This window comes from Agromyces sp. Root81, assembly GCF_001429165.1.
Taxonomy (GTDB): Bacteria; Actinomycetota; Actinomycetes; order Actinomycetales; family Microbacteriaceae; genus Agromyces.
In genome coordinates, this window is sequence record NZ_LMIR01000003.1 from 447,215 (window position 1) to 471,220 (window position 24,006).

Consider the following 24,006-nt stretch of genomic DNA (forward strand, 5'->3'; position numbering starts at 1 on the left):
TTCTCGCTGAGGAACGACCTGCTTGATGCAGGGGATCCTGCGGCACAGGGGCTCACTGGCCCCTGTGACCCGGGATCCCCTGCATTTCGTCGTTTCGGGGCGCTCGAGACCCGGAAGCGGATGCTGCGGGCCCGGCACGACCCGGTCGGCTAGCCTGAATCCCATGGACTCACGGGCGGCGCCCGGCGGCATCGGCCGGCGAACCTTCATCGCCGCCTCGCTCTCCGGCATCGCGACGCTCGCGCTCGCGAGCTGCACCTGGCCCGAGCCGAGCCCGAGCCCGCCGCCCACGACGGCGCCTCCGACCACCACCGCCCCGCCCGCACCGACGAACGGCGTCCCGCTGCCGAAGGCGATCCGCCGTTCGCGCTGGGGCGCCGACCCGTTCGCGCGCGGCGCGTTCAGCTTCGACTCGGTCGGCAGTACGGCCGAGCTCAGGCAGGCGCTCGCCGAGCCCGTGGGCGAGCGCCTCTTCATCGCGGGTGAGGCGACCGACCCCGACCGGCCCGGCACCCTCGAGGGCGCCCGCGCTTCCGGCGCGCGTGCCGCCGCCGGCATCACGCGGCTCGGCGATCCCGGCGAACGGGTGGCCGTCATCGGCGCGGGACTCGCCGGACTGACCGCGGCCCGCGATCTCGTCGACGCCGGCTTCGAGGTCGTCGTGATCGAGGCGCGCGACCGGCTCGGCGGCCGAATCCAGAGCGTCGACGCCACAGGCTTCGACGCCCCGATCGAGTTGGGGGCCGTCTTCACGGGCGACGACGCCGCCGTGGTCGACGCGCTGCACGAGGCATCCGTCGACACCGTTCCCTTCGTCCCCGAGGTCTCGGCGACGACGCCCGAGGGCCTCCGCGTCCCGATCCCCGCGACGGGCCCCGACGCCATCGCGACCGCGCAGCAGTGGGCGGCCACCCAGCCCCGCGACGTGTCGCTCGCGACCGCCCTCACCGCATCGGGGGCGACGCCGCTCTCGGCCGTGCCCGATGATTCGGGCGTGAGCCCCGCCGACTGGCTCGCGCACACCATCAACAGCGGCGTGGCGCCCTCGACGGGCGCGATCACCTCGGTCATCTCGGCCGCCGGCTACGACCCCGAGCGTCTCGACGACGTCGGAGCGCTCGTCACCGGGCGGCTCTCCGACTACGTCGACACGCTCGCCGAGCCGCTCGACATCGCCGTGTCGAGCGTCGTCACGCACATCGCGTACACCGATCGCCGGGTCAGCCTCCGGCTCGACTCGGGCGAGTCCCTCACCGTCGATCGCGCCGTGGTCACGGTGCCGCTCGGCGTGCTGAAGACCGACACGGTGCGATTCAGCCCGGCGCTGCCGCTCATGCACCAGCGTGCGATCTCGCTGCTCGGCATGGGCGTGGTCGACACGGTCTGGCTGCGCTTCGACGACGCGTTCTGGCGAGCGGATGCCTCCGGCGAAGCGGATGCCGCGGGCGACGAGCCGACCCCGATCCCGAACGTCCTCACCGTCGTCGGCGCGTCCTCCCCGGTCGCCACCTGGATCGATGCGGGCCTCGAGTCCGGCGAGCCGATCCTGCTCGGCCTCATCGCTGCAGTGCAGGCGACTCGGCTCGAAGCGCTCGACGATCCGTCGTTCCAGGCCGAGGTGCTCGATGCGCTCGCGCCCTTCGCCACAGCATCCGGTTGATCGCGACGAGCCCCGCCGTCAGGGACACGAAGATCACGAGCACGAGCAGGCAGTAGAGGGCGACGCCGACCGGCCCGCCGACCTGCGCCTCGTCGAGGAAGAAGTACGGGTACCAGCCGATGTCCGCACCGCGGAACAGGGTGTAGACGAGCCAGATCGACGGGAAGACGAGCACCCAGCCGACCGTCGACCACGGCACGCGGGGGTTCACGGCCATGATGCTGTCGACCGTCCAGGCGATGAGGGCGAGCGCGGGCACGATGAAGTGCAGCACGGTGTCGGACCACGGCACCTCCATGCGGTAGTCGCGGGTCGAGGCCTGCGCGACGATGATGCCGAAGACGATGCCCGAGACGAGCACGTACACCGTGACCATCGTGCGGAGGACGCCGAGCCACACCGGATCGCGCGGCGTCAACAGCGCGAACGCCGCCGCGATGCCGAGCGTCACGACCGCGGCGAACGCGGACTGCACGGTGAAGTAGCTGAAGAAGTTCGCGGTCGCGAAGAACCGGAACCCGAGCACGTACTGGAAGTTGCCGATGAGGGCGACGACCTCGAGCACCGCGATGAGCACCCGGAAGACGCCGAGCCATCGCCGGGCGAGCTGCACCCGAGGCACCTCGTCAGCGCTGGTGCGTCGCGAGCCGGGCATGCTTCAACGCTAGCCGCCCCGACCCGGAGAGCAGCGGTGGACGGCGGCGAACCGGGATGAACCGAGCGCGCCGCCTCAGTCGAGCGGGCGCAGGATCCGGTCGAGGAACCGCCGGGTGCGCTCGTGCGTCGGTTTCGTGAAGATCGTGCCGGGTTCGCCGCGTTCGACCACGACGCCGCCGTCCATGAAGAGCACCTCGTCGGCCGCCTGCCGCGCGAAGCTCAGCTCGTGGGTGACGACGACCATGGTCCATCCCTCGTCGGCGAGCTCCTTGATGACCTGCAGCACCTCCCCCACGAGTTCGGGGTCGAGCGCGCTCGTCGGCTCGTCGAAGAGCAGCAGCTGCGGCTTCAGGGCGAGGGCCCGCACGATGCCGACGCGCTGCTGCTGCCCGCCCGACAGCTCGAACGGGTAGGCGTCGCGCTTCTCCGCAAGGCCCACCCGGTCGAGCAGGGCGGATGCCTCGGCGACCGCCTGCGCCTTCGGCACCCGCTGCACGCGCACCGGCCCCTCGATGACGTTCTCGATGACCGTCATATGCGGGAAGAGGTTGTGCTGCTGGAAGACCATCGCCGAGCGGTCGCGGAGCGCGAAGCGCTGGGCCTTCGGAACCGGGGCGGCGAAGTCGACGACGGGCCCGCCGGCGAAGTCGATCGTGCCGGCGTCGGGCGTCTCGAGTCCGTTGAGCGAGCGCAGCACGGTCGTCTTGCCCGAGCCGCTCGGCCCGATGAGCACGACGACCTCGCCGCGCCGCACCTCGAGGTCGATCGAGCGCAGCACCTCGTTGTCGCCGAACGACTTGCGGATTCCCCGTGCCGCGAGCAGCACGGAGTCGTCGGGCGCCGCGGCAGGGGCCAGCGGATCAGTGGGCGACATAGCGGTCCAACCTCTTCTCGAGAACACCCTGCCCGCTCGAGAGCACGAGGCAGAAGAGCCAGTAGATGAGTGCCGCCTCGAGGTAGAGCAGCATGAACTCCTGGCTGAAGGCGGCGATCTCCTGCGACACCCGGAACAGCTCGGTCACGAGGATGAGCGAGGCGAGCGAGGTGTCCTTCACGAGCGAGATGAAGGTGTTCGACAGCGGCGGCACCGAGACTCGGGCGGCCTGCGGCAGGATGACGCGGCGCAGCGTCGTGGCGTGCGACATGCCGATCGTGTACCCGGCCTCCCACTGCCCCTTCGGCACCGAGAGGATCGCCGCGCGGATCACCTCGGCGCCGTACCCGCCGACGTTGAGGGAGAACGCGATGATCGCGCTCGGCCACGGGTCGATGACGAGTCCGACCGAGGGCAGTCCGTAGAAGATCACGAACAACTGCACGAGGAGGGGCGTGCCACGGATCACCGAGATGTAGAACCGTGCAATGCCCGAGACCACCCGGTTCTTCGACAACCGCATGAGCGCGGTGCCGAGTGCGAGCACGAGACCGATCGCGAATGAGGCGAGGGCGAGCGGAATGGTGCCGCTCACCCCGCCCCACACGATCGGCCAGAAGGAATCGAGGAACAGCTGCCAGCCGCTCATCGCCTCACCGCCTTCGTCTGTTGCAGGACGAGGCTACTCGGAGACGTCGGCGCCGAAGTACTTCTCGCCGAGTTCGGCGAGCACACCCTCGGCGCGGAGCTCGGCGAGGGCCGCGTCGACCGCGGCGACGAGATCCTTCTTGTCCTTCGTGAAGGTGAGGGCGCTGAGCGAGGGGTCGTCGGTCTCCGCCGCGACCTCGATGCCCGACTGGCCGTTGGTGTTCACGAAGTCGAGGTAGGTGAGCTTGTCGTTGACGGTCGCGTCGACCCGGCCCTGCTGCAGCAGCGCCACGGCCTGCGCCCAGCCCTCCACGGCCTCGACGTTGGCACCCGACTCCTGCGCGAGCGTGTACCAGTTGCTCGTGAGCGACTGCGCGGTGGTCTTGCCGGCGAGGTCGTCGAAGCTCGAGATCGAGGAGTCGCCCTCCTTCACGACGATGACGCCCGGCGAGACGGTGTACGGCTCGCTGAAGAGGTACTGCTCCTCGCGCTCGGGGTTGATCGACACCTGGTTCGCGATGACGTCGAACCGGCTCGCGTCGAGGCCCGCGAAGATCGCGTCCCACTGGGTCTCCTGGAACTCGACCTCGAGGCCGAGCTTGTCGGCGACCGCCTCGGCCAGCTCGACGTCGTAGCCGACGAGGTCGCCGGATCCGTCTTCGTGGAAGCTGAACGGACGGTACGTGCCCTCGGTCGCGACCGTGAGCGTTCCGGCCTTGACGAGTCCGAACTCGTTGTCGGTCGCTGCTTCGCTCGACGCAGGCGCTCCGCTCGAGCAGGCGGCGAGGGCGACGACGGCGACGGATGCGGCGGCCAGGCCGAGCAGGGTGCGGACGCGGGGTGCGCGAGACATGTGGAGCTCCGTTCGTGGGGAGTGCTGAGCGGCGACGTGGTGCCGTGCCGCGTGGTCGAGTCCATCACGGCCTCGCCCCGAGAGGAAAACGGCGTTACCCCGCGTTTCATTCCCACAGCCGAAACGGCTACTCGGGAGCGAGGGAGGCAGTAAGTTGACAGATCCTCAGATATGAGTAGCGTCGGTGACGGTGGACATTCTGCTGTTTCCGATGCTGCAAACGGAGGAATCATGTTCAAGAAGGCACTCGCCGCGGCCGGTCTGGTCGTGGCATTCGTGTTCGTCCCGACCGCCGCGAATGCGCTGGACTGTATCAACGTCAGCAAGCCGCCGGCGGCGTGCGGCGCCGTCTGCACCGACGGCCCCATCATCGACGGGAACTGGGCATGGCTGCCCAGCGTCTTCCCCGGCGCCGACGAGGTGTGGGCGTTCGTGCCGCCGGGCACGGTCCAAGGGTTCGGCCTTCCCGGCGAGAAGGGCAACTACCAGAACGGCGAGGGCTTCGCCCTGCTGGTGAACGCCATCTGCGACTCGCAGGGTTCGGTGTTGGTGCACCGCCAGACCGAGCACGGCATCCAGCTCGGGGAAGGGTGCGCGGCTCCCTGATCGAGCGGGTCCCCGACGGTCACGACCCGACGATGACCACGCCGTCTTCGCGGCGAGGAACGCCGAGCGGGTTGCCGTCGGCGAGCTCTGGCGGGAGCACAGCGGCGGGTGCGTCCTGGTAGGCGATTGGCGTGAGCCAACGGCGGATCGCGGTGGCCCCGACTGAGGTGTGCACCGATGCGGTCGTCGCGGGCCACCCGCCGCCGTGGTGCTGCGCCCAGGCGATCGCCACGCCGGTCGGCCAACCGTTGTAGACGATGCGGCCCGAGACCCGGCCGAGCGCGCCGGTGAGGCCGGCGACGTCTTCGCCCGGGGCGTGGTGGATGGTGCCGGTGAGCGAGCCGTCGAGCACGGCGAGTGCGGCCATCAGCGCGGCATCGCCTGTGTATCGCACGAGCACCGTGAGTGGGCCGAAGCACTCCTCGAGGAACGTGTCGTGCGCGGCGACGAAGCGGTCGACCGTGGTGGCGACGACGACGGGCGCCGAGGCATCCGTCGCTCGATCGCCGGCGAAGACGACCTCGACGTCGTCGCGCGCGGCGAGCGCCGCCGAACCCGAGTCGAACGCGCTCGCGATGCCGTCGGTGAGCAGCGTCTGCGTCGGCGCGTCGACGAGGGCGCCCGCGAGCGCGGCTTCGAATCCCGATCCCTCGGGCACGAAGACGAGCCCGGGCTTCGTGCAGTACTGGCCGCCGTCGCGGGTGAAGGAGCCGGCGAGCCCGGCTGCGATCGCTGCGGCATCCGCTGCGGCTGCCGCGGGCGTGACGACGACCGGGTTGATCGAGCCGAGTTCGCCGTAGAACGGGATCGGCGCCGGCCGCGCCGACGCGAGGTCGAAGAGCGCGCGCCCGCCGCGGGTCGAGCCGGTGAATCCCACCGCCGCGACGAGCGGATGCCGCACGAGCGCGGTGCCCGCGTCGAAGCCGTCGACGAGGGCGAGGGCCGCTCGAGGCGCACCGGCCTCGCCGAGCGCCGAGCGCCCGATCTCGACGACCCGCCGGGAGAGTCGCGGATGCCCGGGGTGCGCCTTCACGACGACCGGGCAGCCCGCAGCGAGCGCCGACGCCGTGTCGTTGCCCAGCACCGAGAACGCGAACGGGAAGTTCGAGGCGGCGAAGACCGCGACGACTCCGAGCGGGCGCAGCATCCGGCGCAGGTCGGGGCGCGGCGGCGTGAGCGAGGCGTCGGGCGAGTCGAGCGTGGCCTCGACGTACGACCCCTCACGAGCGACCTCGGCGAAGAAGCGCAGCTGCGTCGCCGTGCGCGTCACCTCACCGGTGAGGCGCGCCGCGCTGAGGTGCGTCTCCTCCGCGGCGAGGGCGACGAGTTCGTCGCGGTGCGCCTCGACGGCCTCGGCGAGCGCGGCCAGCCACCGGGCGCGGTCGTCGCGGGACGAGCGGTCGAAACCGGATGCCGCGGCGAGGCGCACCGCGATCTCGACCGTCGTCTCGGGGTCGGTCACGATCACCTCGTCGGCTGCGCGTCGCTGCTCGTCGCGCGGCGCGATGCCCGCGGTATCCGCTGCCCTGCTCGTCTCACCCATGTCGTCCTCCGACACCTCCCTGCTCAGAACGCGTTCAGCCCGGTGAGCTCGCGGCCCAGGATCAGCTGGTGGATCTCGTCGGTGCCCTCGTAGGTGCGCACCGATTCGAGGTTCGCCGCGTGCCGCATGACGGGCCACGCGTTCGTGATGCCGTCGCCGGCGAGGATCGCGCGCGCCTCGTGGGCGATCGCGAGCGCCTCGCGCACGCTGTTGAGCTTGCCGACCGAGATCTGGGCGGGAGTGAGCGTGCCGTGCTCCTTCAACCGCCCGAGGTGCAGGGCGAGGAGGATGCCCTTCTCGACCTCGAGGAACATGTCGGCGAGCTTCGCCTGGATGAGCTGGTTCGCGCCGATCGGCTTGCCGAACACCTCGCGGTCGACGGAACGTGAGATCGCCGCCTCGAGGCACGAGCGAGCGGCGCCCATCGCGCCCCACACGATGCCGTAGCGCGCCTCGTTCAGGCAGCCGAACGGACCCGAGAGGCCCTTCGCACCCGGCAGGATCGCGTCGCCGTCGACCCGCACGCCGTCGAGTTCGATGTCGCACTGCACCGAGGCGCGCATTGAGAGCTTGCCGTCGATCGGCGTCGCCGTGAAGCCCGGCGTCGAGGTCGGCACGAGGAACCCGCGCACCGCACGGCCGCCGTCGCCACCGCCGAACTCGGGGTCGTCGACCTTCGCCCAGACGACGGCGACGTCGGCGAGCGAGGCGAGGCCGATCCAGCGCTTCGCGCCGTCGAGCACCCAGCCGTCGCCGTCGCGGCGCGCGGTCGTGGTCATGCCGGCGGGGTCGGAGCCGCCCTGCGGCTCGGTGAGGGCGAAGCATCCGATGAGGTCGCCGGCCGCCATGCCCGGCAGCCACCGCTGCTTCTGCTCCTCCGAGCCGTACTTGTGGATCGCGCTCATCGCGAGCGAACCCTGCACCGACACGAAGGTGCGCCAGCCGCTGTCAGCGGCCTCGAGTTCGAGGCACACGAGGCCGTAGGAGACGGCGTCGGCGCCGGCGCATCCGTAGCCGTGCAGGTGCATGCCGAGGAAGCCCAGGTCGCCGAGTTCCTTCACGAACTCGCGGCGGAAGTGCTTGGCCTCGAAGTCCTCCTCGATGACCGGCAGCAGGCGGTCCTGCGCGAAGGCGCGGGCCTTCAGCTGCCACTCGCGCTCCTCGGAGCTGAGCAGGGCGTCGAGGTCGAACACGGCGTCGATCGAGGGTGCGGTGGTCATCGGTGCGGTCCTTTCGCGGGGGTCTGGTGCCAGTCGGCGCCGGCGTGCTCGTCGAGCGCGGGCGGCGGAGTGCGGTACACGGCGGGGCTCGCCGAGAGGCCGATCGGGTTTGCGACCGTGCGGCTCGTGGCGGTGCCGTTCGGGGTGGGGCCGGCGTCGATCTCGGCCACGGGGTCGAGGCCGAGCGCCTCGCCGAACGCGATCGCCTCGGCGACGTCGTTCACGGGGCCGGCGGGCACGCCGGCCGCGCTGAGCGCATCGACCCAGTGCGCAGCGGATGCCGCGGCGAGGCGCTCCTCGATCGCCGCCGTGAGCTCGGCGCGATGCGCGACCCGGTCGACGTTGCCCGCGAACCGCGGATCGCCCGCCAGCGCGGGGACGCCGAGCACCGCGGCGAGCGCCCGGAACTGCTTGTCGTTGCCGACGGCGATCACGAGCTCGCGGTCGGCCGCGTGGAAGACGGCGTAGGGCGCGATGCTCGGGTGGGCGTTGCCGAGGCGTCGCGGCGGGGTGCCGGTGGCGAGCGTCGAGGCGGCCTGGTTCGTGAGCGCCGAGAGCAGGCCCTGCATGAGGTTCACCTCGACGCGTTGGCCGAGCCCGCTGCGGTCGCGCTCGCGGAGGGCGAGCAGGATGCCGGCGACCGCGTTCTGCCCGGTGAGCACGTCGACGAGGGCGACGCCGGCCTTCGCGGGCTCGCCGTCGGCTGCGCCCGTGATCGACATGAGCCCGCCGACAGCCTGCACGAGCAGGTCGTAGCCGGCGAGCGCAGCGCCCTCGCCCGTGCCGAAGCCCGTGATCGAGCAGTAGACGACGCCCGGGTTCGATGCCCGCACCGCGTCGTAGGAGAGCCCGAAGCGATCCATCACGCCCGGCCTGAAGTTCTCGATGACGACGTCGGCCGAGGCCGCGAGCCGGCGCGCCTCGGCGAGCCCCGCGGCATCCGTCAGGTCGAGCGCGACCGAGCGCTTGTTGCGATTGACGCTGCCGAAGTAGGTGGCCTGGCCGCTCGCGTCGACGGGCGGACGCCAGTGCCGGGTGTCGTCACCGGCCGGTGACTCGATCTTCACGACGTCGGCGCCGAAGTCGGCAAGCATCATCGTGGCGTAGGGGCCCGCAAGCACTCGCGAGAAGTCGGCGACGCGCACGCCCGAGAGCACTCCGTCGATCGCCTCGTCGGCCCGCCGCTCGTGCATCCCATCCGCCTTCGCATGTCGGCGGCCACCCGGGCCGCTCAATCATCCTATATCGCTTCTTTTCGTTGCGCAGCGACGCCGTCACCGACGCCGTCCCCGTCCGTTCGTGGATCGTCGCAGCATCTCCTGACAACCGGTGGTGAGAAACGAGGGCGGAGCGCTCGACTAGCCTGAACCCATGGAGTCGAGGGTGGGACCGGGCGCGCGCGAAGCCGTGTTCGCCCAGCTCGCCGACACCGGCCGCGCCGAGCAGGTCGCGCAGCGCCTCACCGACGGCATCGTGCTGGGCGTGCTCGGCGCTGGCGAACGCCTGCCGAGCGAACCGGAGCTCGCGCGTCGCTTCGGCGTCGCGCTCATCACTGTGCGCGAGGGACTCGGCATCCTGCGCGAGGCCGGTCTCGTCGAGACCCGTCGCGGCCGCGAGGGCGGCAGCTTCGTCGTCGCCGACGACGCCGACCACCGTTCGCTCATCACGACCCGGCTGCGCGGACTCGCCATGGTCGAGCTCAGCGACATGGCCGTCTACTTCGGCGCCATCCTCGCGGGCATCGCCGAGCGCGCCGCCGAGCGGGCGTCGGCCGGCGACGCCGAGCGCCTCGAGGCATGGCTGACTGCGGCGGACTTCGGCACCGCGGCATCCGCTCGCACGAACCAGGGCGGCTTCTTCCTCGAGGTCGCCGTGCTCAGCCAGTCCGCTCGCCTCGTGCGCGAGCAGATCCGGCTGCAGGCCGAGTTCGGGCCGCTCCTCCTCCTCGGCCTCGACGACGAAGCCCAGCGAGCGGATGCCACGGCCCGCGACCGCGACATCGTGCGCGCCGTCGCGGCGCACCGGCCGGCCGAAGCCCGCACGGCGGCCGGCGATCTCGTGCGCGGACTCTCGGTGCCGTTGCTCGCGGCGAAGGCCAGGATCGAACGGGGAGGCGAGCTCGATGAGCCGATCAGCGCGTGACGTCGCGGCGGAGGTCGGTGAGGTGTTCGCCGCCGTCTTCGACCAGCTCGCCGCGTGGCGGGCCCCCGTCGAGCAGGTCATCGATCGCGCGGTCGATGTGCGGCCCGCCGCGCTCGACGCGGTCGTCGCCGAGCTCGTGCTCCCCCGCCTCACCGAACCCGAACCGCTCCTCGTCGGAGCCGGCTTCATCGCCGACGGCGAGATCGTGCGCGGCCGCGACGTGCACTTCGCGTGGTGGCTCGGCCCGCTCGACGCGAACCCCGTGCTCGGCTCCACGACCGAGCCGACCCGCCTCGACCTCTCGACCCGCGGGTACACCGAGTACCTCCGCGACTTCCGCGCACTCGAGTGGTACCGCATCCCCGCGACCACGCGGCACGCGCACGTCACCGGGCCCTACGTCGACCACCTCTGCACCTGCGACTACATCCTCACGATGACGATGCCGGTGCACGCCTCGGGCACGGCCGAGTCCGGCGACGGCACGCCGGACGCCGACGCGTCGAGCGGCGCCCGCATGGTCGGCGTCGTCGGAGCGGATGTCTCGGTGCGCCGCCTCGAGCGGGAGCTGCTCGCCGCCTTCCTCGACGTCGACGCCCCGCTCGCCCTCGTGAACGACGAGGGCCGCGTCGTGCTCTCGACCGAGCCGACCCTGCAGGTGGGGCAGCTGGCCGACCGCGACGGCCCCGGCGAGCCGTGCCCCGGCACGCCGCTGCGAGTGCTCGTCCACCCGGCGGCATCCGGGTCGATCTGAATCATCCGCTGATATATCTTTGAAGTCGAGCGTATGCACGGCGGCAGACGAGCTCTGGCGTGAGTGCAGTGTGTGCACCCCGAGAAGGAGAAACCCATGCCCTATGCCGTGACCAACCCCGCCACCGGCGAGACGGTCAAGTCCTACGACACCATCACCGACGAGGGCCTGCAGGCCGCCATCGCCTCGGCCACCGAAGCGCACCGCACCTGGTCGAAGAACACCACGGTCGCCGAGCGCGCCGCCCTCGTCCGCCGTGTCGCGGAGCTGCACAACGAGCGCGCCCAGGAGCTCGGCGAGATCATCGTGCGCGAGATGGGCAAGCCCATCGAGCAGGCCGTCGGCGAGGTCGAGTTCTCCGCCGCGATCTACGAGTACTACGCCGACAACGCCGAGTCGCTGCTCGCCGACGAGAAGATCGACCTGCTCGCCGGTGAGGGATCCGCTCTCATCCGCCGCTCGTCGCTCGGCCCGCTCCTCGGCATCATGCCGTGGAACTTCCCGTACTACCAGGTCGCCCGCTTCGCCGGCCCGAACCTCATCATCGGCAACACGATCCTGCTGAAGCACGCCGAGCAGTGCCCCGAGTCGGCCGCCGCGATCGAGCAGATCTTCCTCGACGCCGGCTTCCCGGTCGGCGCCTATGTCAACATCTACGCCTCGCACGCGCAGATCGAGACCGTCATCGCCGACCCGCGCGTGCAGGGCATCTCGCTCACCGGTTCCGAGCGCGCCGGTGCGATCGTCGCAGAGATCGCCGGTCGCCACCTGAAGAAGGTCGTGCTCGAGCTCGGCGGCTCCGATCCCTTCATCCTGCTCTCGACCGATGACCTCGACGCCGCGGTCGGCGCCGCCGTCTTCGCCCGCGTCGACAACAACGGCCAGGCCTGCAACGCGGCCAAGCGGTTCATCGTCGTCGAAGACCTCTACGAGCCGTTCCTCGAGAAGTTCACCGCCGCGATGAGCGAGGTCGAGCAGGGCGACCCCGCCCAGGTCGGCACCGCACTCGGTCCGCTGTCGTCGGCCAAGGCCGCCGAGGGCCTCGCCGAGCAGGTCGAGCGAGCCGTCGCGCAGGGCGCCACCCTGCACCACGGCGGCGCGCGCGAAGGCAACTACTACTCGGCGACGATCCTCACCGACGTGCAGCCCGGCTCCGACGCCTTCCACGAGGAGTTCTTCGGCCCGGTCGCCCAGGTCTTCAAGGTCGCCGACGAGGACGCGGCCGTCGAGCTCGCGAACAACACCCCGTTCGGCCTCGGCTCCTACGTCTTCACGACCGACTCCGAGCAGGCGCTCCGCGTCGCCGACAAGATCGAGGCCGGCATGGTCTTCGTGAACCTGGTCGGCGCCGACGGCGCCGAGCTGCCCTTCGGCGGCGTCAAGCGCTCCGGCTCGGGCCGCGAGCTCGGCCGCTTCGGCGCCGACGAGTTCGTCAACAAGAAGATGATCCGCATCGGCTGATCACCGCGCGCGAGACGGATGCCCCGGAGCCTCGGCCCCGGGGCATCCGCCGTCTCAGCGCTTCTTCTTCTCGTCGATCTCGTCGCGGCGCAGCAGGATGATGCGGTCGACGAGCGAGTCGGGCAGCGGATGCTCCGGCGTGAACCGGATCGTGCCCTTCGCCCACGAGTACCCCTCGAGCTCCGACGCGACCGCCTCGATGACGGGCGGACTGTACGGGTAGAGCCCGATGTGCGCCTTGGCCTTCATGATGCTGAGCAGCGGCGAGTCCCGGTACCGCAGGGCCGGCATGCCGTAGCTCACCCCCTCGACCGCGTCGGGCACGAGCGAGACCGCCCTCGCCCTGATGCGTTCCATGACGTCCCGATCGGGCGCTTCGAGCCCGGCGATGTAGTCGCTCACTTCCCCCATGGCGGCCATGCTACGCCGAGCGGATGCCGCGGCATCCGTCTGCTCGCGAACCCGTGCCGAATCAAATCATCCGGGACTATAGCTTTACGACCGGATGTCTGGCTATGCTGGCGCGACACCACGACGATGTGGTGTCGCCGGTTGGGGGCGGCCGGCGCAGCGATGACAGTGGAAGGCAGCAATGTCTGAAGATCGCGGGCCCGCAGCGGGCCTCTCCGACGGCGAACACCTCAGCGTGCTCGGCTACGAGGACACGTTCAACCGATCGATGAGCCTGTGGGCGAACTTCGCCCTCGGCTTCACCTACCTCTCGCCCCTCGTCGGCGTCTATTCCCTCTTCGCAGTTGCGCTCTCGATCGGCGGGCCGCCCTCGATCTGGTGGATCGTGATCGTCGGCGCCGGCCAGCTGCTCGTCTCGTTCGTGTTCGGCGAGGTCGTCTCGCAGTACCCGATCCACGGCGGCATCTACCCCTGGGCTCGGCGCCTCTGGGGCCGGCGCTACGCCTGGATGGCGGCGTGGGTCTACATCTGGGCGATGATCGTGACGATCACCTCCGTCGCGGAGTTCGGATCCGGGTTCGCGGCGAGCCTGTTCGGCATCGAGCACACCAACGACTCCACGCTGTGGCTGACCCTCGGCTTCCTCGTCATCGCCCTCGCCATCAACTTCACCGGCACGAAGTGGCTGGCCCGCGTCGCCCGCATCGGCCTCGCCGCCGAACTCATCGGCGTCATCGGCCTCGGCCTCTACCTCCTGTTCTTCCAGCGCAAACAGGAGTTCAGCGTCTTCTTCGACACCATGGGCGTCGAGGGCGACGGCAGCTACGCGGCGGCCTTCATGGGCGCCGCCCTCGCCGGCCTGTTCCTCTTCTACGGCTTCGAGGCCTGCGGCGACGTCGCCGAAGAAGTCGAGAACCCGGCGCGTCGCATCCCCAGGGCGATGATGCTGACGATCCTCGTCGGCGGCGTCTCCGCGCTGTTCTCGTTCGGCGGCTACGTGCTCGCCGCCCCGAACCTCGCGGAGATCGTCGCCGGCGAAGACGCCGACCCGATCCCCGGCATCCTGGAGGCGACGCTCGGTGCCGCCGGCGCGAAGGTCTTCCTCGTGATCGCGATCACGGCGTTCCTCTCGTGCGTGCTGAGCCTGCAGGCCGCCGCGAGCCGTCTGCTGTTCTCGTTCGCACGTGACGGCATGATCCCCGGTCACCGCTGGCTTGCCCGCGTCTCGCCGAAGAGCAAGGTGCCGACGAACGCGCTCATCGTGGCGTGCACAGTGCCCGCGCTCATCGCCGTGCTCATCTGGGCGAACAACGACCTGCTGGTTCCGATCACGGCGTTCGCGGTGCTCGGCATCTACGTGGCGTTCCAGATGGTCGTGCTGGCCTCGCTCCGGCAGCGGCTCAAGGGCTGGCGGCCGGCCGGTCCGTTCTCGCTCGGTTCGTGGGGCTTCCTCGTGAACGTCCTCGCGCTCGCCTACGGGATCTTCGCGATGGTGCTGCTCTCGCTGCCCGGTTCCACGGGCGACTTCTTCACCGACTACGTCGTGCTGATCGGCCTCGGCGTCGTCGCCGTGACGGGGCTCGCCTACCTCTTCATCGCACGGCCCGACCGCAAGTCCGATGCGCCGTCGGACGACGCGATCGCCGTCGCCGACGAGATCCGCCTGCGCACCGACGCGACCCGCGTGGTCGACGTGCACTGACCGGACTCGCGCACCATCCGGTGGCGGGCAGCGAGCCGAGGCTCGCCTGCCCGCCATCGGGCTGACCGGCCTCGCGCCGCCCCGGGCCTCGCCCGATTTCCTGATTGACCGCCCGGTCAAAGCGTTCTACCGTGGGAGTGACCCCCGAATGGGAGCCACCGACCTTGAGGAGGCTGGTTTCTATGAAGAAGTGGACGCGATGGGAGGACTGGGTGGCCGTCGCCGCCGGTCTCGCCGTGGCACTCTCGACGATGTTCCTCACCCCGATGGGCTCGTCCGTCGCGATCATGGCCGTGCTGGGCGTCGCGCTCGCGATCGCGGGGCTCGTCAACCTCGCGTGGCCGGGCATGGTCGCGATGGAGTACGTCCAAGGCGCCATCGGCCTACTGCTGATCGTCTCGCCGTGGATCGGCGGATACGTGGACACCATGACCTTCGGTGCCGCGTGGATGTCGTGGATCTCCGGCGCGGTCGCTGTGGTCGTGGCCGCACTCGCGATCCGGCCGAGCATGCGTGCACATCACGACGCCGTCACTCACTGAGCCGCTGATCGAGGACGGCAGCCGGCCTGCCGTCCTCTCGACCCCCGTGGAGGCTGATGGTGCCGGAGCATCGGAGCGCTCGTGAGCGCATCCTCGATGCCGCCGAACGGCTCTTCGCCGACCGGGGCTTCGACGCGACGCCGACCTCGACCGTCGCCGCGCTCGCCGACGTGCCCAAGGGGCTGCTCTTCTACTACTTCCCGGTGAAGGCCGACCTGCTCCGCGCACTCGTCGCCGAGCGCCTCGACCTCGGTCCGATCGACCCGAACGCCCTCATCGCGCCCGGCGACCCTGTGGGCGCCCTGCTGAACCTGGCCGGACGGCTCTCGGAACTGCAGGCCGACTCCGAGGTGCTGCGGGTGATCATCTGGCGCGAGCAGCGAACGCACCCCGAGGTGCGTGCACGGCTCCGCGAGCACCGACTGCACGTGCAGGCGATCGTCGAGCGCGTGCTGCGCGGCAGCGTGCTGAAGCCGATCGCCGCCCGCGCGGTGCAGGCCGCGGCGGCGGCGTGGGTCGCCATCCTGGCCACGAGGCCCTTGCCGGATCACCGGGAGACGGACACCGGGCAGGAGGCACACGAACTGCGCGCTCTCGCCGAGCTCATCTGCGCCGGCCTCGGCTCACCTGCACTCGCCTGATCGAGGCACGACGCTCACGGCGACCACTCCCAGCCGTGGTGCCGATCGCCGTCCTCCTCCTCGGCCGGCCCGCCCGGTCGATGCCGCTCGTGGCGCACGAGCAACCAGACGATGATGCCGGCCAGCACAGCAGTGAAGGCGACGAGCCCCCATGCGCCGAGGCGCGCCAACCAGATGCCGATGCCGATCGCGACGACGATGACCCCGCCGCCCGCGACGATCGCCGCCATGCGCTCGCTCATGACTGGATGCTACCGCCCTCGGCGGCGCCGTGGCACGATCGGATGCCTTCCCTCTGCGCTCGCTGGCGGCCTACGCTGGTCGGATGATCCGTCGACACGTCATCGTGCACGGGTACGTGCAGGGCGTCGGGTTCCGCTACTCCGCGCTCATCGAGGCCCGCCGCCTCGGTGTCGCCGGTTGGGCGCGCAACCGCCCAGACGACACGGTCGAGGCGGAGATCGAGGGCGTCGAGGCATCCGTCGGCGCGATGCTCGACTGGCTCGCGACCGGCCCGCCCGACGCGATCGTCGAGCGCACGGATGTCTCGGCGTGCGAGCCGACCGGCGAACACGGGTTCCGCATCACCGGGTGAACGACGAAGGGCCCGCCGGCGGGCATCGGGCCAGTCCCGACGCGCAACGACGAAGGGCCCGCCGGTAACCGGCGAGCCCTTCGTGCAGTCTGCGGTGAGACTAGATGGCGTTGACGTCCAGCGGGATGCCGGGGCCGAACGTGGTCGACACGGCGCCCTTCTGGATGTAGCGGCCCTTCGAGCTCGACGGCTTCAGACGCAGCACCTCTTCGAGCGCCGCGTTGGCGTTCTCCTCGAGCTGCTCCTGGGTGAAGGAGGCCTTGCCGACGACGAAGTGCACGTTGGCGTGCTTGTCGACGCGGAACTCGATCTTTCCGCCCTTGATGTCGGAGACGGCCTGGCCGACGTTCGGGGTCACGGTGCCGGTCTTCGGGTTCGGCATGAGGCCACGGGGACCGAGCACCTTGCCGAGACGGCCGACCTGGCCCATGAGCTCGGGGGTCGAGACCGCCGAGTCGAACGCGGTGTAGCCGCCGGCGACCTTCTCGATGAGCTCGGCGCCGCCGACCTCGTCGGCGCCTGCCGCGATCGCGGCCTCGGCCGCGGGGCCGGTCGCGAACACGATGACGCGGGCGGTCTTGCCGGTGCCGTGCGGGAGGATGACGGTGCCGCGCACCATCTGGTCGGCCTTGCGGGGGTCGACGCCGAGCTTCAGCGCGACCTCGACGGTCGAGTCGAACTTCGCCGAGCCGGTCTCCTTCGCGAGGGCCACGGCCTCGCTCGGGGTGTAGAACTTGCCGTCTTCGATCTTCTCGGCCGCGGCGCGGTAGGCCTTGGACTTCTGTGCCATGTTGCTTCTCCTTGAGAGAGTGTGGTCATCTGCGCCTGGCGGGCGCTGCCACTGAATGCTGAGTTCTGGTGAACGGATGCCGCGTGGCACCCGTAGCGGTCTCGGTTGCCGCTGTGCGGCACCTCGACCCGGCGCTATTCGACCGTGATGCCCATCGAGCGAGCGGTGCCCGCGATGATCTTCGACGCTGCGTCGAGGTCGTTCGCGTTGAGGTCGACCATCTTCGACTCGGCGATCTCGCGCACCTGGGCCTGGGTCAGCTTGCCGACCTTGGTGGTGTGCGGGACGCCGGAGCCCTTGGCGACGCCGGCGGCCTTCTTGATGAGCTCGGCGGCGGGCGGGGTCTTCAGGATGAAGGTGAACGAACGGTCTTCGTAGACCGTGATCTCAACGGGGATGACGTTGCCGCGCTGGGCTTCGGTCGCCGCGTTGTAGGCCTTGCAGAACTCCATGATGTTCACGCCGTGCTGACCCAGGGCCGGGCCGATGGGCGGGGCCGGGTTCGCGGCGCCGGCCTTGATCTGAAGCTTGATCAGACCGGTGACCTTCTTCTTCGGTGCCATGATTTCTCTCTTTCTGTTCGAACGCCCCGGTTGCCGGGGCACTCTCCCGCAACCCGGCCGTTCCGGGATGCGGTGATCTGTGTGCCAGACGCAGCACAACCCTCCGATTGTACCGGAGGGCCGCTGCGTGCTGTCTGGGAGGTGTTAGAGCTTGGTGACCTGGTCGAAGCTGAGCTCGACCGGGGTCTCGCGCTCGAAGAGCGAGACGAGCACGATGAGCTTGCCGCTCTCGGGCTTGATCTCGCTGATCGTGCCGGGCAGGCCCGCGAACGAGCCGTCCTTGATCGTGATGGTCTCGCCGACCTCGAAGTCGACCTCGGCGGGGATCGCACGGGCGGCACCGGAAGCGGCGCCGGCCTTCGCGCCCTTGACGGGGGCGACGTCCTTGATCTCGACGAGGCTCTTCAGCATGCCGAAGGCCTCTTCGAAGCGGAGGGGGGTCGGGTTGTGCGCGTTGCCGACGAAGCCGGTGACACCGGGCGTGTGGCGGATGACCGACCACGAGTCCTCGTTGAGGTCCATGCGCACGAGCACGTAGCCGGGGATGCGGACCCGAGTGACCATCTTGCGCTGGCCGTTCTTGATCTCGACGACGTCTTCCATGGGCACTTCGACCTGGTAGATGTAGTCGGCCATGGCCATCGACTCGCGGCGCTGCTCGATGTTCGCCTTCACACGGCGCTCGAAGCCCGCGTAGGAGTGGATGACGTACCACTTGCCGGGGAGGAAGCGGAGCTCGGCGCGGAACTCCGCGTACGGGTCGGCCTGCTCCTCGTCTTCTTCGATGACGGCTTCGACGGCGGCCTCGGCCTCTTCGACCGAGTCGATGTCGAGGGCGTCGTCGACCACGGCGTCTGCCTCGGGGTCGCTCGACTCGGCGATCGCGTCGAGCACTGCGTCGAGGTCGACGTCATTGCCCTCGTCGTCGACGACGTGCACGGCACGCTGCTCGGCCGCCTCGACCGAGTCCTCTTCGTGCTCGAGGGTGTTGCCCGTCTGCGCCTCGTCGTCTTCGGCCGACTGCTCGGCAGCCGTGGCCCAGTCGACGTCGTCGCGCTCAGTCCTTGACACTTCTCTCAATCCTTTTCTCCGGGGCGCCAGCGGCGAACCGGATCCATCGAACCCGAAGGTCCGATCAGACCCCCGGTGTTCCGAAGACGTACAGCACCAGCAAGCCGAACACCTGATCGAACGCCCACACGATCGCCATCATGATGACGACGAACACGAGCACGACAGTGGTGAAACTGACGAGCTCCCTGCGGGTCGGCGTGACGACCTTCTTCAGCTCGGCGATGACCTGCCGGATGAACAGGGCGACGCGCGAAAAGGGATTCCGACGCGCAGCGCGATCGCGCTTCGCATTGGCGACGACGTCCTCACTGGGTTCGTCGATTACTTTGCGTGCCACCTCGTACACCTTTCGTGGGCCGGCAATCACTGCCGGCTCGCAGGGCGGACAGGACTCGAACCTGCAACCTGCGGTTTTGGAGACCGCTGCTCTACCAATTGAGCCACCGCCCTATGGAACGACCGGGTGACCGGGCTGCTCCACTGGTTGCCGAGCACCACGATTCACTACGTTTCTCATCAGGTGAAAGCCCGAAAATAGGCGCAGAGAATCTTGGCTGACTTCAACAACCTCACCAAGTGTATGCGACGCCGCTGGCAGAGTAAAGCCGAGCGGATGCCTCGGCGCGCGCGAGCCGCCGGCGGCCTCCGAGTTGCCCGCCCCGACGGCCCGATCGGCATAGATTGGGCGTATGACCATCGACCGCGCCTCGCGCCTCGTTCCCGAGCCGCGCAGCAGTGCCGAGGTCACCGGCGAGCACTCGCAGTTCCGGCTCGATCTCGAACGCATCCGGTTCTCGCCGTACTTCTCGCGCCTCTCCGCCGTCACCCAGGTGATCGCGCAGCCGGGCGCCGGTCCGCTCATCCACAACCGGCTCACGCACTCCATCAAGGTCACGGCCGTCGCTCGGGCGATCGCGGTCAAGCTGACGGATACCGCGTCGCCGGCCCGCGACTTCGCACTCGAGCACGGCTGCGACGCCGTCGTCGTGCAGGCCGCGGCGAGCGCCCACGACCTCGGCCACCCGCCGTTCGGCCACCTCGGCGAACGCGTGCTCGACCGCCTCGCCCGCGAGACGCTCGGACTCGTCGACGGCTTCGAGGGCAATGCGCAGAGCTACCGGATCCTCACCGCGCTCGACGTCAGCGAGGCGGCCCCGCGCGGACTCAACCTCACCGCCGCGGTGCGCACAGCCGTCGCGAAGTACCCGTGGACCCGCTACATCGACGCGGAGCCCTTCGGCGACGGCCCGCTGCCGCGCGGCCTCCGCCGCACCGGGCAGGGCGTCGACGTGGCCAAGTACTCGGCATACGGCATCGACGCTCTCGACCTCGACCAGGCCCGCGCCGGGCTACCGCCCATGCAGCAGTCGCTCGAGTGCTCGATCATGGACATCGCCGACGACGTCGCGTACTCGATCCACGACGTCGACGACTTCTACCGCGCCGGCGTGCTCAGCCAGGGCGCCGTCGCGCGCGAGTTCCGCGGCTGGGTGGAGACCTGGTCGCAGCTCCGCGACCTCGACGACGCCGCCCTCGCCGCGCGCTCGGCCCCGCCGGGCAGCGCCCTCGAAGCACTGCGCCGCAAGTTCGCCCGCGACGATCCGTGGGTGGCCGACGACGACGCCTTCGCCGAGGCGGTCGACGTGGTCGCCGACGATCTCGTCGACGGCCTGCTCGCGACGCCGTTCGACGGTTCGATCGCCTCCGAGCGCGCACTCTCCTCGTTCACGAACCGGTGGATCAGCCACCTGCAGTCGTCCGTCGTCCCGGCGCCGCACGACGTCGTGCGCTCGGGCCTCGTGACCCTCGATCGGCGCGCCTGGCACGAGGTCGAGATCCTGAAGTTCGTGCACCGGCACTTCATCCTCGACCGCGCCGACATCGTCATGTACCAGCGCGGCCTCAGCCGGGTGCTCGCCCGGGCCGTCAAGGGGCTCACCGCGTGGGCGACCGACGAGCACGACCGCGATCGCGTGCCGCAGCGGCTCAAGGAGCTCGTGGACATCGCGACCGACGGCTACGCGGCGCTCCGCGACGGACGACCCGACGGCGTGCCGATCCCCGCGGCCGGCGACGTGCGCCGGCTCGGAGTGGGTCGCGGCGTGGTCGACTACGTCGCCTCGCTCTCCGACGACCAGGCCCTCGCGGTGTCGGAGGCGCTCGACGGGCGGCCCGACCGACTCTGGGACATCGGCCAGAACCTCTGATCCCTCGCGCCGCCCCCTACCCGGGCGTGGAGGCGCGACGTGACCGCCGCCACGCGCTCACCGCGATGCAGAGCGCTCCCCCGGCGATGAGCACGCCGCCGGCGATCGCCACCCACCACGCCGTGTCGGCGGGGATGTCGAGGTAGACGCTGATGCCGAGGATCCTCGAGAGCCCCCACGGCAGCAGGGCCATCTCGTCGTTCCAGGCCGTCAGCGCCGTCTCGAGACCGATCAGGCCGACGAGCGAGCCGAACACGGCGAGCACCACGCCGATGCCCGCGACCACGGCGCCGACCGCCCGCAGCGCTCCCCGCTCGACGGCGAACGCCCAGGCCGCGGCGACCACGACCCATCCGAATGCCGCGAACGCGACGGCGATGTACACCGAGCGTGCGAGCGGATTCGTCCAGAAGGCGAACCAGTACCCGCCCGGCCCCGTCGGCGAGAGCACGACGAGCAGGAGCGCCACCCGGAGCGTCGCGGCGCCGCCGACGGCCGCGAGGACCGGCCATGCCGAGCGCCGGCCGAGCGCGAGCCAGAGCACGCCGGCGAACAGCGCCCAGCCGCCGAGCGTCACGAGCAGGTGCGACGGGGCGAGGAACCAGGTCTGGATGCCGCGACTCAGGGCGAGGAGGACCGCGGGGACCGCCACCAGCAGGATGCGGTCGAGCCGCCCGAGCCCGCCGACGACCTCGCGGGCGCGCCACGGCCGGGTGCCGGCCACCCAGAGCGCACGGGCGGCACGGGCCCCGGGCCATCCGGCACGGGCGTAGCCGCCCGCGATGCCGTAACCCAGCCATGCGGCGAGCAGCACGAGCGCGATCCGCGCGGCCCACGCCATGGGCAGGTCGCGCACGGCCCGCTCGACGCCGAGCTCGGCCGCGGTGAGGTTGTACGCGGGCAGGTACGGGTTGCCGGCGTACGCGGCCTCGTGGGCGGCGGCGGATGCCTCGAACGCTCGCCGTGCGGCATCCCACCGCTCGTACACGGCCGGGTCGCCCGTGTCGTGCCACTCGGCCTGCCTGAGGAACATCTCGCGGTAGTCGCCGAGCATCGCGGAGGTGTTGGCCTGATACTCGAGGGTGTCGAGGAACGCCGTACGCAGTGCGGGGTCGCGCCAGCTCGCGGCATCCGTCGTCTCGATCGCGGCCCGCATACGCTCGACCGACGCGATCGCGCGGTCGCCGCCCGCGATCGCCTCGTCGAGCTCGTCGCGGCTGATCTCGTAGATCACGTTCAGCACGGCACTGTCGCCGGTGAGGATGTCCCACTCGAAGATCCACATCATGGGCGGCGGCTCGAGGCCGATCGCGAAGACCCGGCGGTCGGCGAACGGGCCGATGTAGAGCCCGTCGGTGACGGCCGTGCGCGACTGCGCCATCGCCTCGCCGATCGCCTGCACCGTCGCCGGGTCGTCGGAGAACCAGCGACGCGCCCAGTCGGCGGTGATCGCGGCGGGGTCGGTCTCGGGGTCGCGCGCGAGGCGCCCGGCGAGCTCGGTGTTGAGCTCGTAGAGCTGCCAGAACCCCGCCTTCAGCTCGAGCGAGAGCGGGCCCGCGCGCCAGGGGCCGCCGTCCTGCGTCCACGTCCAGATGCCCTCGACGTGCGGGTTCGCCGCGATGAACCGCTGCAGCGCCTCCTGGTAGAGCACGCCGAGGTCGTTCGGGAACGCGCCGAAGTTCTCGAACTCGCGTCGGCTCTGGAACTCGACGATGCGCCGCTGGTCGCCGATCTCGAGCGTGTGGTTCAGCGGCAGGTGGCTGTAGAAGTCGCCGAGCGTGTACTTCGTCGAGACGATGAGCGCCTCGGAGTCGATGCCGCCGAGCACCGCCTCGTATGAGGCGTCGTTCGTGTGCATGTCGCCGACGGCGCCGACGCCGACGCTCCACGAACGGAAGATCACCTCGCGGTCGACGCGCTCGGCCTGCTCGGTGAAGGCCGTGAGCATGGCGCGCACCGAGTCGACGGTCGTGACCGCGAGCTTCGAGTAGTAGTCCCAGCCCGGCAGGTCGTAGACGCGGCCGGCCTCGCCGATGCGGATGAGCACGCCGTCGAGGAAGGGCATCTCGGCGTAGAGCTCGTCGAGACCGGCGGAGTACACGTCCCAGAACTCGGGATCCTCCGTGGCGAGGCTGCCGAAGCGATCGACGAGATACGCCTCGAGCGGCGTTGTGAGCGTCAGCATGTCGGTGCGGAAGTACACGTCGAGCCCGGCGTCGTGCGCGTACTCCCACATCGGGCCGAATGCCTCGCGCATGGCGTGCGCACGCGCCACGTGGGCGTCGGCGTCGTCGTAGACCTCGGTGCCGTCGCCGACGCCCGAGAAGGTGAGGTACTCGATGAACCCGGGGATCGCGATCGCGTTGTAGCCCTCGGCGAGCGCGTGCTGCACGTACGCCTCGAAGTCCGTGCGGGCGACCTCGAGCGCGGTCTCGTCGATGTACGGCGCCTCGGCGAGGATGACGTCGGCGAAGGCCTTCGAGTTGTGCGAGTAGTCGTCGCCGGCCACCCACTCCGCCTCCTCGACCGTCACGCCGACGGCGCCGAGGTCGACCATGCGGAACCCGAGGCGCGACTCGACGGTCTCGCCGAGGCGCTCGGCGACCGATCGGCGGTCGCGCACCGCGGCGGCGAGGTCGTAGACGCCGAGCACGGCGCCGGCCTCGGATGCCGCGACCACGCGCAGCGCGTCGGGCGTGCCCTCGAGCCGGTACGACTCGTCGTCGTCACCGCCCGCGCCGGCGACGACCTCGAGGGTGGCCGAGCCGTCGGTGGTCTCGGCCTCGGCGACGGCGCCGCGCAGCTCGCCGACCGCGAGCTCCATGCGGAACGAGGGCGGCGCGGTGATCGACGTGAAGTCGGGCGGGGCGATCGACAGGGTCTCTGGGGCGGCCTCGAGCACCTCGGCCGGGATGTCGGAGGGCTCGCTGCGGATGCCGAGCTCGTCGGCGAGCACGACGGCGACGCCGGCACCGAGGGCCACCAGCACGGTGAGCGCGACGCCGGCGAGGACACCCCGTCGGGTTCGCGCCATCACGAGGGCAGCGTAGCAACGGTGGGACG

The 24,006-nt window shown here is 70.5% G+C and carries 24 protein-coding genes and 1 tRNA gene; 10 read left to right on the forward strand and 15 right to left on the reverse strand.

Annotated elements, in window-relative coordinates:
* Positions 1–163 precede the first annotated feature (163 nt).
* Positions 164–1,660, forward strand: coding sequence for a flavin monoamine oxidase family protein (locus tag ASE14_RS21360; protein ID WP_056657555.1), 1,497 nt, complete (start codon positions 164–166; stop codon positions 1,658–1,660).
* Here ASE14_RS21360 and ASE14_RS20700 read toward each other — a convergent pair.
* From ASE14_RS20700 to ASE14_RS16695, 4 genes are all read right to left on the reverse strand, one after another.
* On the reverse strand, positions 1,557–2,315 hold the full coding sequence (locus ASE14_RS20700) for a Pr6Pr family membrane protein (RefSeq protein WP_157373064.1): 759 nt from the start codon (positions 2,313–2,315) through the stop codon (positions 1,557–1,559). The genes ASE14_RS21360 and ASE14_RS20700 overlap by 104 nt on opposite strands.
* Positions 2,316–2,390: 75 nt before the next feature.
* A complete protein-coding gene (locus ASE14_RS16685; protein WP_056657556.1) occupies positions 2,391–3,191 on the reverse strand; it encodes an amino acid ABC transporter ATP-binding protein in 801 nt (266 codons plus the stop codon).
* Positions 3,178–3,840, reverse strand: a complete 663-nt coding sequence (locus ASE14_RS16690; RefSeq protein WP_056657559.1) for an amino acid ABC transporter permease — start codon at positions 3,838–3,840, stop codon at positions 3,178–3,180. The genes ASE14_RS16685 and ASE14_RS16690 overlap by 14 nt, the downstream gene beginning before the upstream one ends.
* Before the next feature lie 33 nt (positions 3,841–3,873).
* The gene (locus ASE14_RS16695; protein ID WP_056657562.1) at positions 3,874–4,692 is read right to left on the reverse strand and encodes an amino acid ABC transporter substrate-binding protein; all 819 of its coding nucleotides are present in this window, start codon (positions 4,690–4,692) and stop codon (positions 3,874–3,876) included.
* Positions 4,693–4,923: 231 nt separating this feature from the next.
* On the opposite strand from ASE14_RS16695, the gene ASE14_RS16700 reads away from it, so the two are divergent.
* Positions 4,924–5,298, forward strand: coding sequence for a hypothetical protein (locus ASE14_RS16700; protein WP_056657565.1), 375 nt, complete (start codon positions 4,924–4,926; stop codon positions 5,296–5,298).
* 19 nt (positions 5,299–5,317) lie between these two features.
* On the opposite strand, the gene ASE14_RS16705 is transcribed toward ASE14_RS16700, so the two are convergent.
* From ASE14_RS16705 to ASE14_RS16715, 3 genes are read right to left on the reverse strand one after another with little or no spacing between them, the layout of a single operon-like run.
* Positions 5,318–6,841: an aldehyde dehydrogenase family protein gene (locus ASE14_RS16705; RefSeq protein WP_082601004.1), complete on the reverse strand. Its 1,524-nt coding sequence runs from the start codon at positions 6,839–6,841 to the stop codon at positions 5,318–5,320.
* A 23-nt stretch (positions 6,842–6,864) separates the two neighbouring features.
* Positions 6,865–8,061 (reverse strand): acyl-CoA dehydrogenase family protein, encoded by a 1,197-nt coding sequence (locus tag ASE14_RS16710; RefSeq protein ID WP_056657568.1) that lies wholly within the window; start codon positions 8,059–8,061, stop codon positions 6,865–6,867.
* Positions 8,058–9,254 carry a CaiB/BaiF CoA-transferase family protein gene (locus ASE14_RS16715; protein WP_056657571.1) on the reverse strand — a complete coding sequence of 399 codons (1,197 nt, stop codon included), beginning with the start codon at positions 9,252–9,254 and terminating at the stop codon, positions 8,058–8,060. The genes ASE14_RS16710 and ASE14_RS16715 overlap by 4 nt, the downstream gene beginning before the upstream one ends.
* A 178-nt stretch (positions 9,255–9,432) precedes the next feature.
* On the opposite strand from ASE14_RS16715, the gene ASE14_RS16720 reads away from it, so the two are divergent.
* From ASE14_RS16720 to ASE14_RS16730, 3 genes are all read left to right on the forward strand, one after another.
* Complete coding sequence (locus tag ASE14_RS16720; RefSeq protein ID WP_056657575.1) at positions 9,433–10,203, forward strand: FadR/GntR family transcriptional regulator; 771 nt, start codon at positions 9,433–9,435, stop codon at positions 10,201–10,203.
* Entirely contained in the window at positions 10,184–10,957 is a 774-nt protein-coding gene (locus tag ASE14_RS16725) for a hypothetical protein (RefSeq protein WP_056657579.1), read from the forward strand. Before ASE14_RS16720 ends, ASE14_RS16725 begins: the two co-directional genes overlap by 20 nt.
* A 96-nt stretch (positions 10,958–11,053) precedes the next feature.
* The gene (locus ASE14_RS16730) at positions 11,054–12,418 is read left to right on the forward strand and encodes an NAD-dependent succinate-semialdehyde dehydrogenase (RefSeq protein WP_056657582.1); all 1,365 of its coding nucleotides are present in this window, start codon (positions 11,054–11,056) and stop codon (positions 12,416–12,418) included.
* A gap of 54 nt (positions 12,419–12,472) precedes the next feature.
* On the opposite strand, the gene ASE14_RS16735 is transcribed toward ASE14_RS16730, so the two are convergent.
* A complete protein-coding gene (locus ASE14_RS16735) occupies positions 12,473–12,829 on the reverse strand; it encodes an iron chaperone (protein ID WP_056657825.1) in 357 nt (118 codons plus the stop codon).
* 181 nt (positions 12,830–13,010) lie between these two features.
* Here ASE14_RS16735 and ASE14_RS16740 point away from each other — a divergent pair, with 181 nt between their 5' ends.
* The 3 genes from ASE14_RS16740 to ASE14_RS16750 all read left to right on the forward strand — a co-directional run bounded on the left by ASE14_RS16740 (position 13,011) and on the right by ASE14_RS16750 (position 15,714).
* Positions 13,011–14,531 (forward strand): APC family permease, encoded by a 1,521-nt coding sequence (locus ASE14_RS16740; RefSeq protein WP_082600985.1) that lies wholly within the window; start codon positions 13,011–13,013, stop codon positions 14,529–14,531.
* A 182-nt stretch (positions 14,532–14,713) separates the two neighbouring features.
* Positions 14,714–15,073 carry an SPW repeat protein gene (locus tag ASE14_RS16745; RefSeq protein ID WP_056657585.1) on the forward strand — a complete coding sequence of 120 codons (360 nt, stop codon included), beginning with the start codon at positions 14,714–14,716 and terminating at the stop codon, positions 15,071–15,073.
* 56 nt (positions 15,074–15,129) lie between these two features.
* Positions 15,130–15,714 (forward strand): TetR/AcrR family transcriptional regulator, encoded by a 585-nt coding sequence (locus ASE14_RS16750; protein WP_056657589.1) that lies wholly within the window; start codon positions 15,130–15,132, stop codon positions 15,712–15,714.
* A 14-nt stretch (positions 15,715–15,728) separates the two neighbouring features.
* On the opposite strand, the gene ASE14_RS16755 is transcribed toward ASE14_RS16750, so the two are convergent.
* Positions 15,729–15,956, reverse strand: coding sequence for a hypothetical protein (locus ASE14_RS16755; RefSeq protein WP_056657592.1), 228 nt, complete (start codon positions 15,954–15,956; stop codon positions 15,729–15,731).
* 83 nt (positions 15,957–16,039) lie between these two features.
* Between ASE14_RS16755 and ASE14_RS16760 the strand changes: the two genes are divergently transcribed.
* A complete protein-coding gene (locus tag ASE14_RS16760) occupies positions 16,040–16,309 on the forward strand; it encodes an acylphosphatase (RefSeq protein ID WP_056657595.1) in 270 nt (89 codons plus the stop codon).
* A 100-nt stretch (positions 16,310–16,409) separates the two neighbouring features.
* Here the strand turns inward: ASE14_RS16760 and rplA are convergent, their stop codons facing one another.
* The 5 genes from rplA to ASE14_RS16785 form a co-directional block, all read right to left on the reverse strand.
* A complete protein-coding gene (gene rplA, locus ASE14_RS16765) occupies positions 16,410–17,099 on the reverse strand; it encodes a 50S ribosomal protein L1 (protein ID WP_056657598.1) in 690 nt (229 codons plus the stop codon).
* 134 nt (positions 17,100–17,233) lie between these two features.
* Positions 17,234–17,662, reverse strand: coding sequence for a 50S ribosomal protein L11 (rplK, locus tag ASE14_RS16770; protein ID WP_022891467.1), 429 nt, complete (start codon positions 17,660–17,662; stop codon positions 17,234–17,236).
* Positions 17,663–17,806: 144 nt separating this feature from the next.
* Positions 17,807–18,733, reverse strand: a complete 927-nt coding sequence (nusG, locus tag ASE14_RS16775) for a transcription termination/antitermination protein NusG (RefSeq protein WP_056657602.1) — start codon at positions 18,731–18,733, stop codon at positions 17,807–17,809.
* A 64-nt stretch (positions 18,734–18,797) separates the two neighbouring features.
* On the reverse strand, positions 18,798–19,073 hold the full coding sequence (secE, locus tag ASE14_RS16780) for a preprotein translocase subunit SecE (protein ID WP_056657831.1): 276 nt from the start codon (positions 19,071–19,073) through the stop codon (positions 18,798–18,800).
* A gap of 40 nt (positions 19,074–19,113) precedes the next feature.
* Positions 19,114–19,186 (reverse strand) — tRNA-Trp (locus tag ASE14_RS16785).
* 239 nt (positions 19,187–19,425) lie between these two features.
* Here ASE14_RS16785 and dgt point away from each other — a divergent pair.
* The gene (gene dgt, locus ASE14_RS16790; RefSeq protein WP_056657605.1) at positions 19,426–20,943 is read left to right on the forward strand and encodes a dGTP triphosphohydrolase; all 1,518 of its coding nucleotides are present in this window, start codon (positions 19,426–19,428) and stop codon (positions 20,941–20,943) included.
* A gap of 16 nt (positions 20,944–20,959) precedes the next feature.
* Here dgt and ASE14_RS16795 read toward each other — a convergent pair whose 3' ends face one another.
* Positions 20,960–23,977: a hypothetical protein gene (locus ASE14_RS16795; protein ID WP_056657608.1), complete on the reverse strand. Its 3,018-nt coding sequence runs from the start codon at positions 23,975–23,977 to the stop codon at positions 20,960–20,962.
* Between the last annotated feature and the right edge of the window lie 29 nt (positions 23,978–24,006).

What these genes read in the sequence shown, in the direction of transcription:
- ASE14_RS21360 (WP_056657555.1), top strand. Translation starts at nt 164, where the DNA reads ATGGACTCACGGGCGGCGCCCGGCGGCATCGGCCGGCGAACCTTCATC.
- ASE14_RS20700 (WP_157373064.1), bottom strand. Translation starts at nt 2,315, where the DNA reads ATGCCCGGCTCGCGACGCACCAGCGCTGACGAGGTGCCTCGGGTGCAG.
- ASE14_RS16685 (WP_056657556.1), bottom strand. Translation starts at nt 3,191, where the DNA reads ATGTCGCCCACTGATCCGCTGGCCCCTGCCGCGGCGCCCGACGACTCC.
- ASE14_RS16690 (WP_056657559.1), bottom strand. Translation starts at nt 3,840, where the DNA reads ATGAGCGGCTGGCAGCTGTTCCTCGATTCCTTCTGGCCGATCGTGTGG.
- ASE14_RS16695 (WP_056657562.1), bottom strand. Translation starts at nt 4,692, where the DNA reads ATGTCTCGCGCACCCCGCGTCCGCACCCTGCTCGGCCTGGCCGCCGCA.
- ASE14_RS16700 (WP_056657565.1), top strand. Translation starts at nt 4,924, where the DNA reads ATGTTCAAGAAGGCACTCGCCGCGGCCGGTCTGGTCGTGGCATTCGTG.
- ASE14_RS16705 (WP_082601004.1), bottom strand. Translation starts at nt 6,841, where the DNA reads ATGGGTGAGACGAGCAGGGCAGCGGATACCGCGGGCATCGCGCCGCGC.
- ASE14_RS16710 (WP_056657568.1), bottom strand. Translation starts at nt 8,061, where the DNA reads ATGACCACCGCACCCTCGATCGACGCCGTGTTCGACCTCGACGCCCTG.
- ASE14_RS16715 (WP_056657571.1), bottom strand. Translation starts at nt 9,254, where the DNA reads ATGCACGAGCGGCGGGCCGACGAGGCGATCGACGGAGTGCTCTCGGGC.
- ASE14_RS16720 (WP_056657575.1), top strand. Translation starts at nt 9,433, where the DNA reads ATGGAGTCGAGGGTGGGACCGGGCGCGCGCGAAGCCGTGTTCGCCCAG.
- ASE14_RS16725 (WP_056657579.1), top strand. Translation starts at nt 10,184, where the DNA reads ATGAGCCGATCAGCGCGTGACGTCGCGGCGGAGGTCGGTGAGGTGTTC.
- ASE14_RS16730 (WP_056657582.1), top strand. Translation starts at nt 11,054, where the DNA reads ATGCCCTATGCCGTGACCAACCCCGCCACCGGCGAGACGGTCAAGTCC.
- ASE14_RS16735 (WP_056657825.1), bottom strand. Translation starts at nt 12,829, where the DNA reads ATGGGGGAAGTGAGCGACTACATCGCCGGGCTCGAAGCGCCCGATCGG.
- ASE14_RS16740 (WP_082600985.1), top strand. Translation starts at nt 13,011, where the DNA reads ATGTCTGAAGATCGCGGGCCCGCAGCGGGCCTCTCCGACGGCGAACAC.
- ASE14_RS16745 (WP_056657585.1), top strand. Translation starts at nt 14,714, where the DNA reads ATGAAGAAGTGGACGCGATGGGAGGACTGGGTGGCCGTCGCCGCCGGT.
- ASE14_RS16750 (WP_056657589.1), top strand. Translation starts at nt 15,130, where the DNA reads ATGGTGCCGGAGCATCGGAGCGCTCGTGAGCGCATCCTCGATGCCGCC.
- ASE14_RS16755 (WP_056657592.1), bottom strand. Translation starts at nt 15,956, where the DNA reads ATGAGCGAGCGCATGGCGGCGATCGTCGCGGGCGGCGGGGTCATCGTC.
- ASE14_RS16760 (WP_056657595.1), top strand. Translation starts at nt 16,040, where the DNA reads ATGATCCGTCGACACGTCATCGTGCACGGGTACGTGCAGGGCGTCGGG.
- rplA (WP_056657598.1), bottom strand. Translation starts at nt 17,099, where the DNA reads ATGGCACAGAAGTCCAAGGCCTACCGCGCCGCGGCCGAGAAGATCGAA.
- rplK (WP_022891467.1), bottom strand. Translation starts at nt 17,662, where the DNA reads ATGGCACCGAAGAAGAAGGTCACCGGTCTGATCAAGCTTCAGATCAAG.
- dgt (WP_056657605.1), top strand. Translation starts at nt 19,426, where the DNA reads ATGACCATCGACCGCGCCTCGCGCCTCGTTCCCGAGCCGCGCAGCAGT.
- ASE14_RS16795 (WP_056657608.1), bottom strand. Translation starts at nt 23,977, where the DNA reads ATGGCGCGAACCCGACGGGGTGTCCTCGCCGGCGTCGCGCTCACCGTG.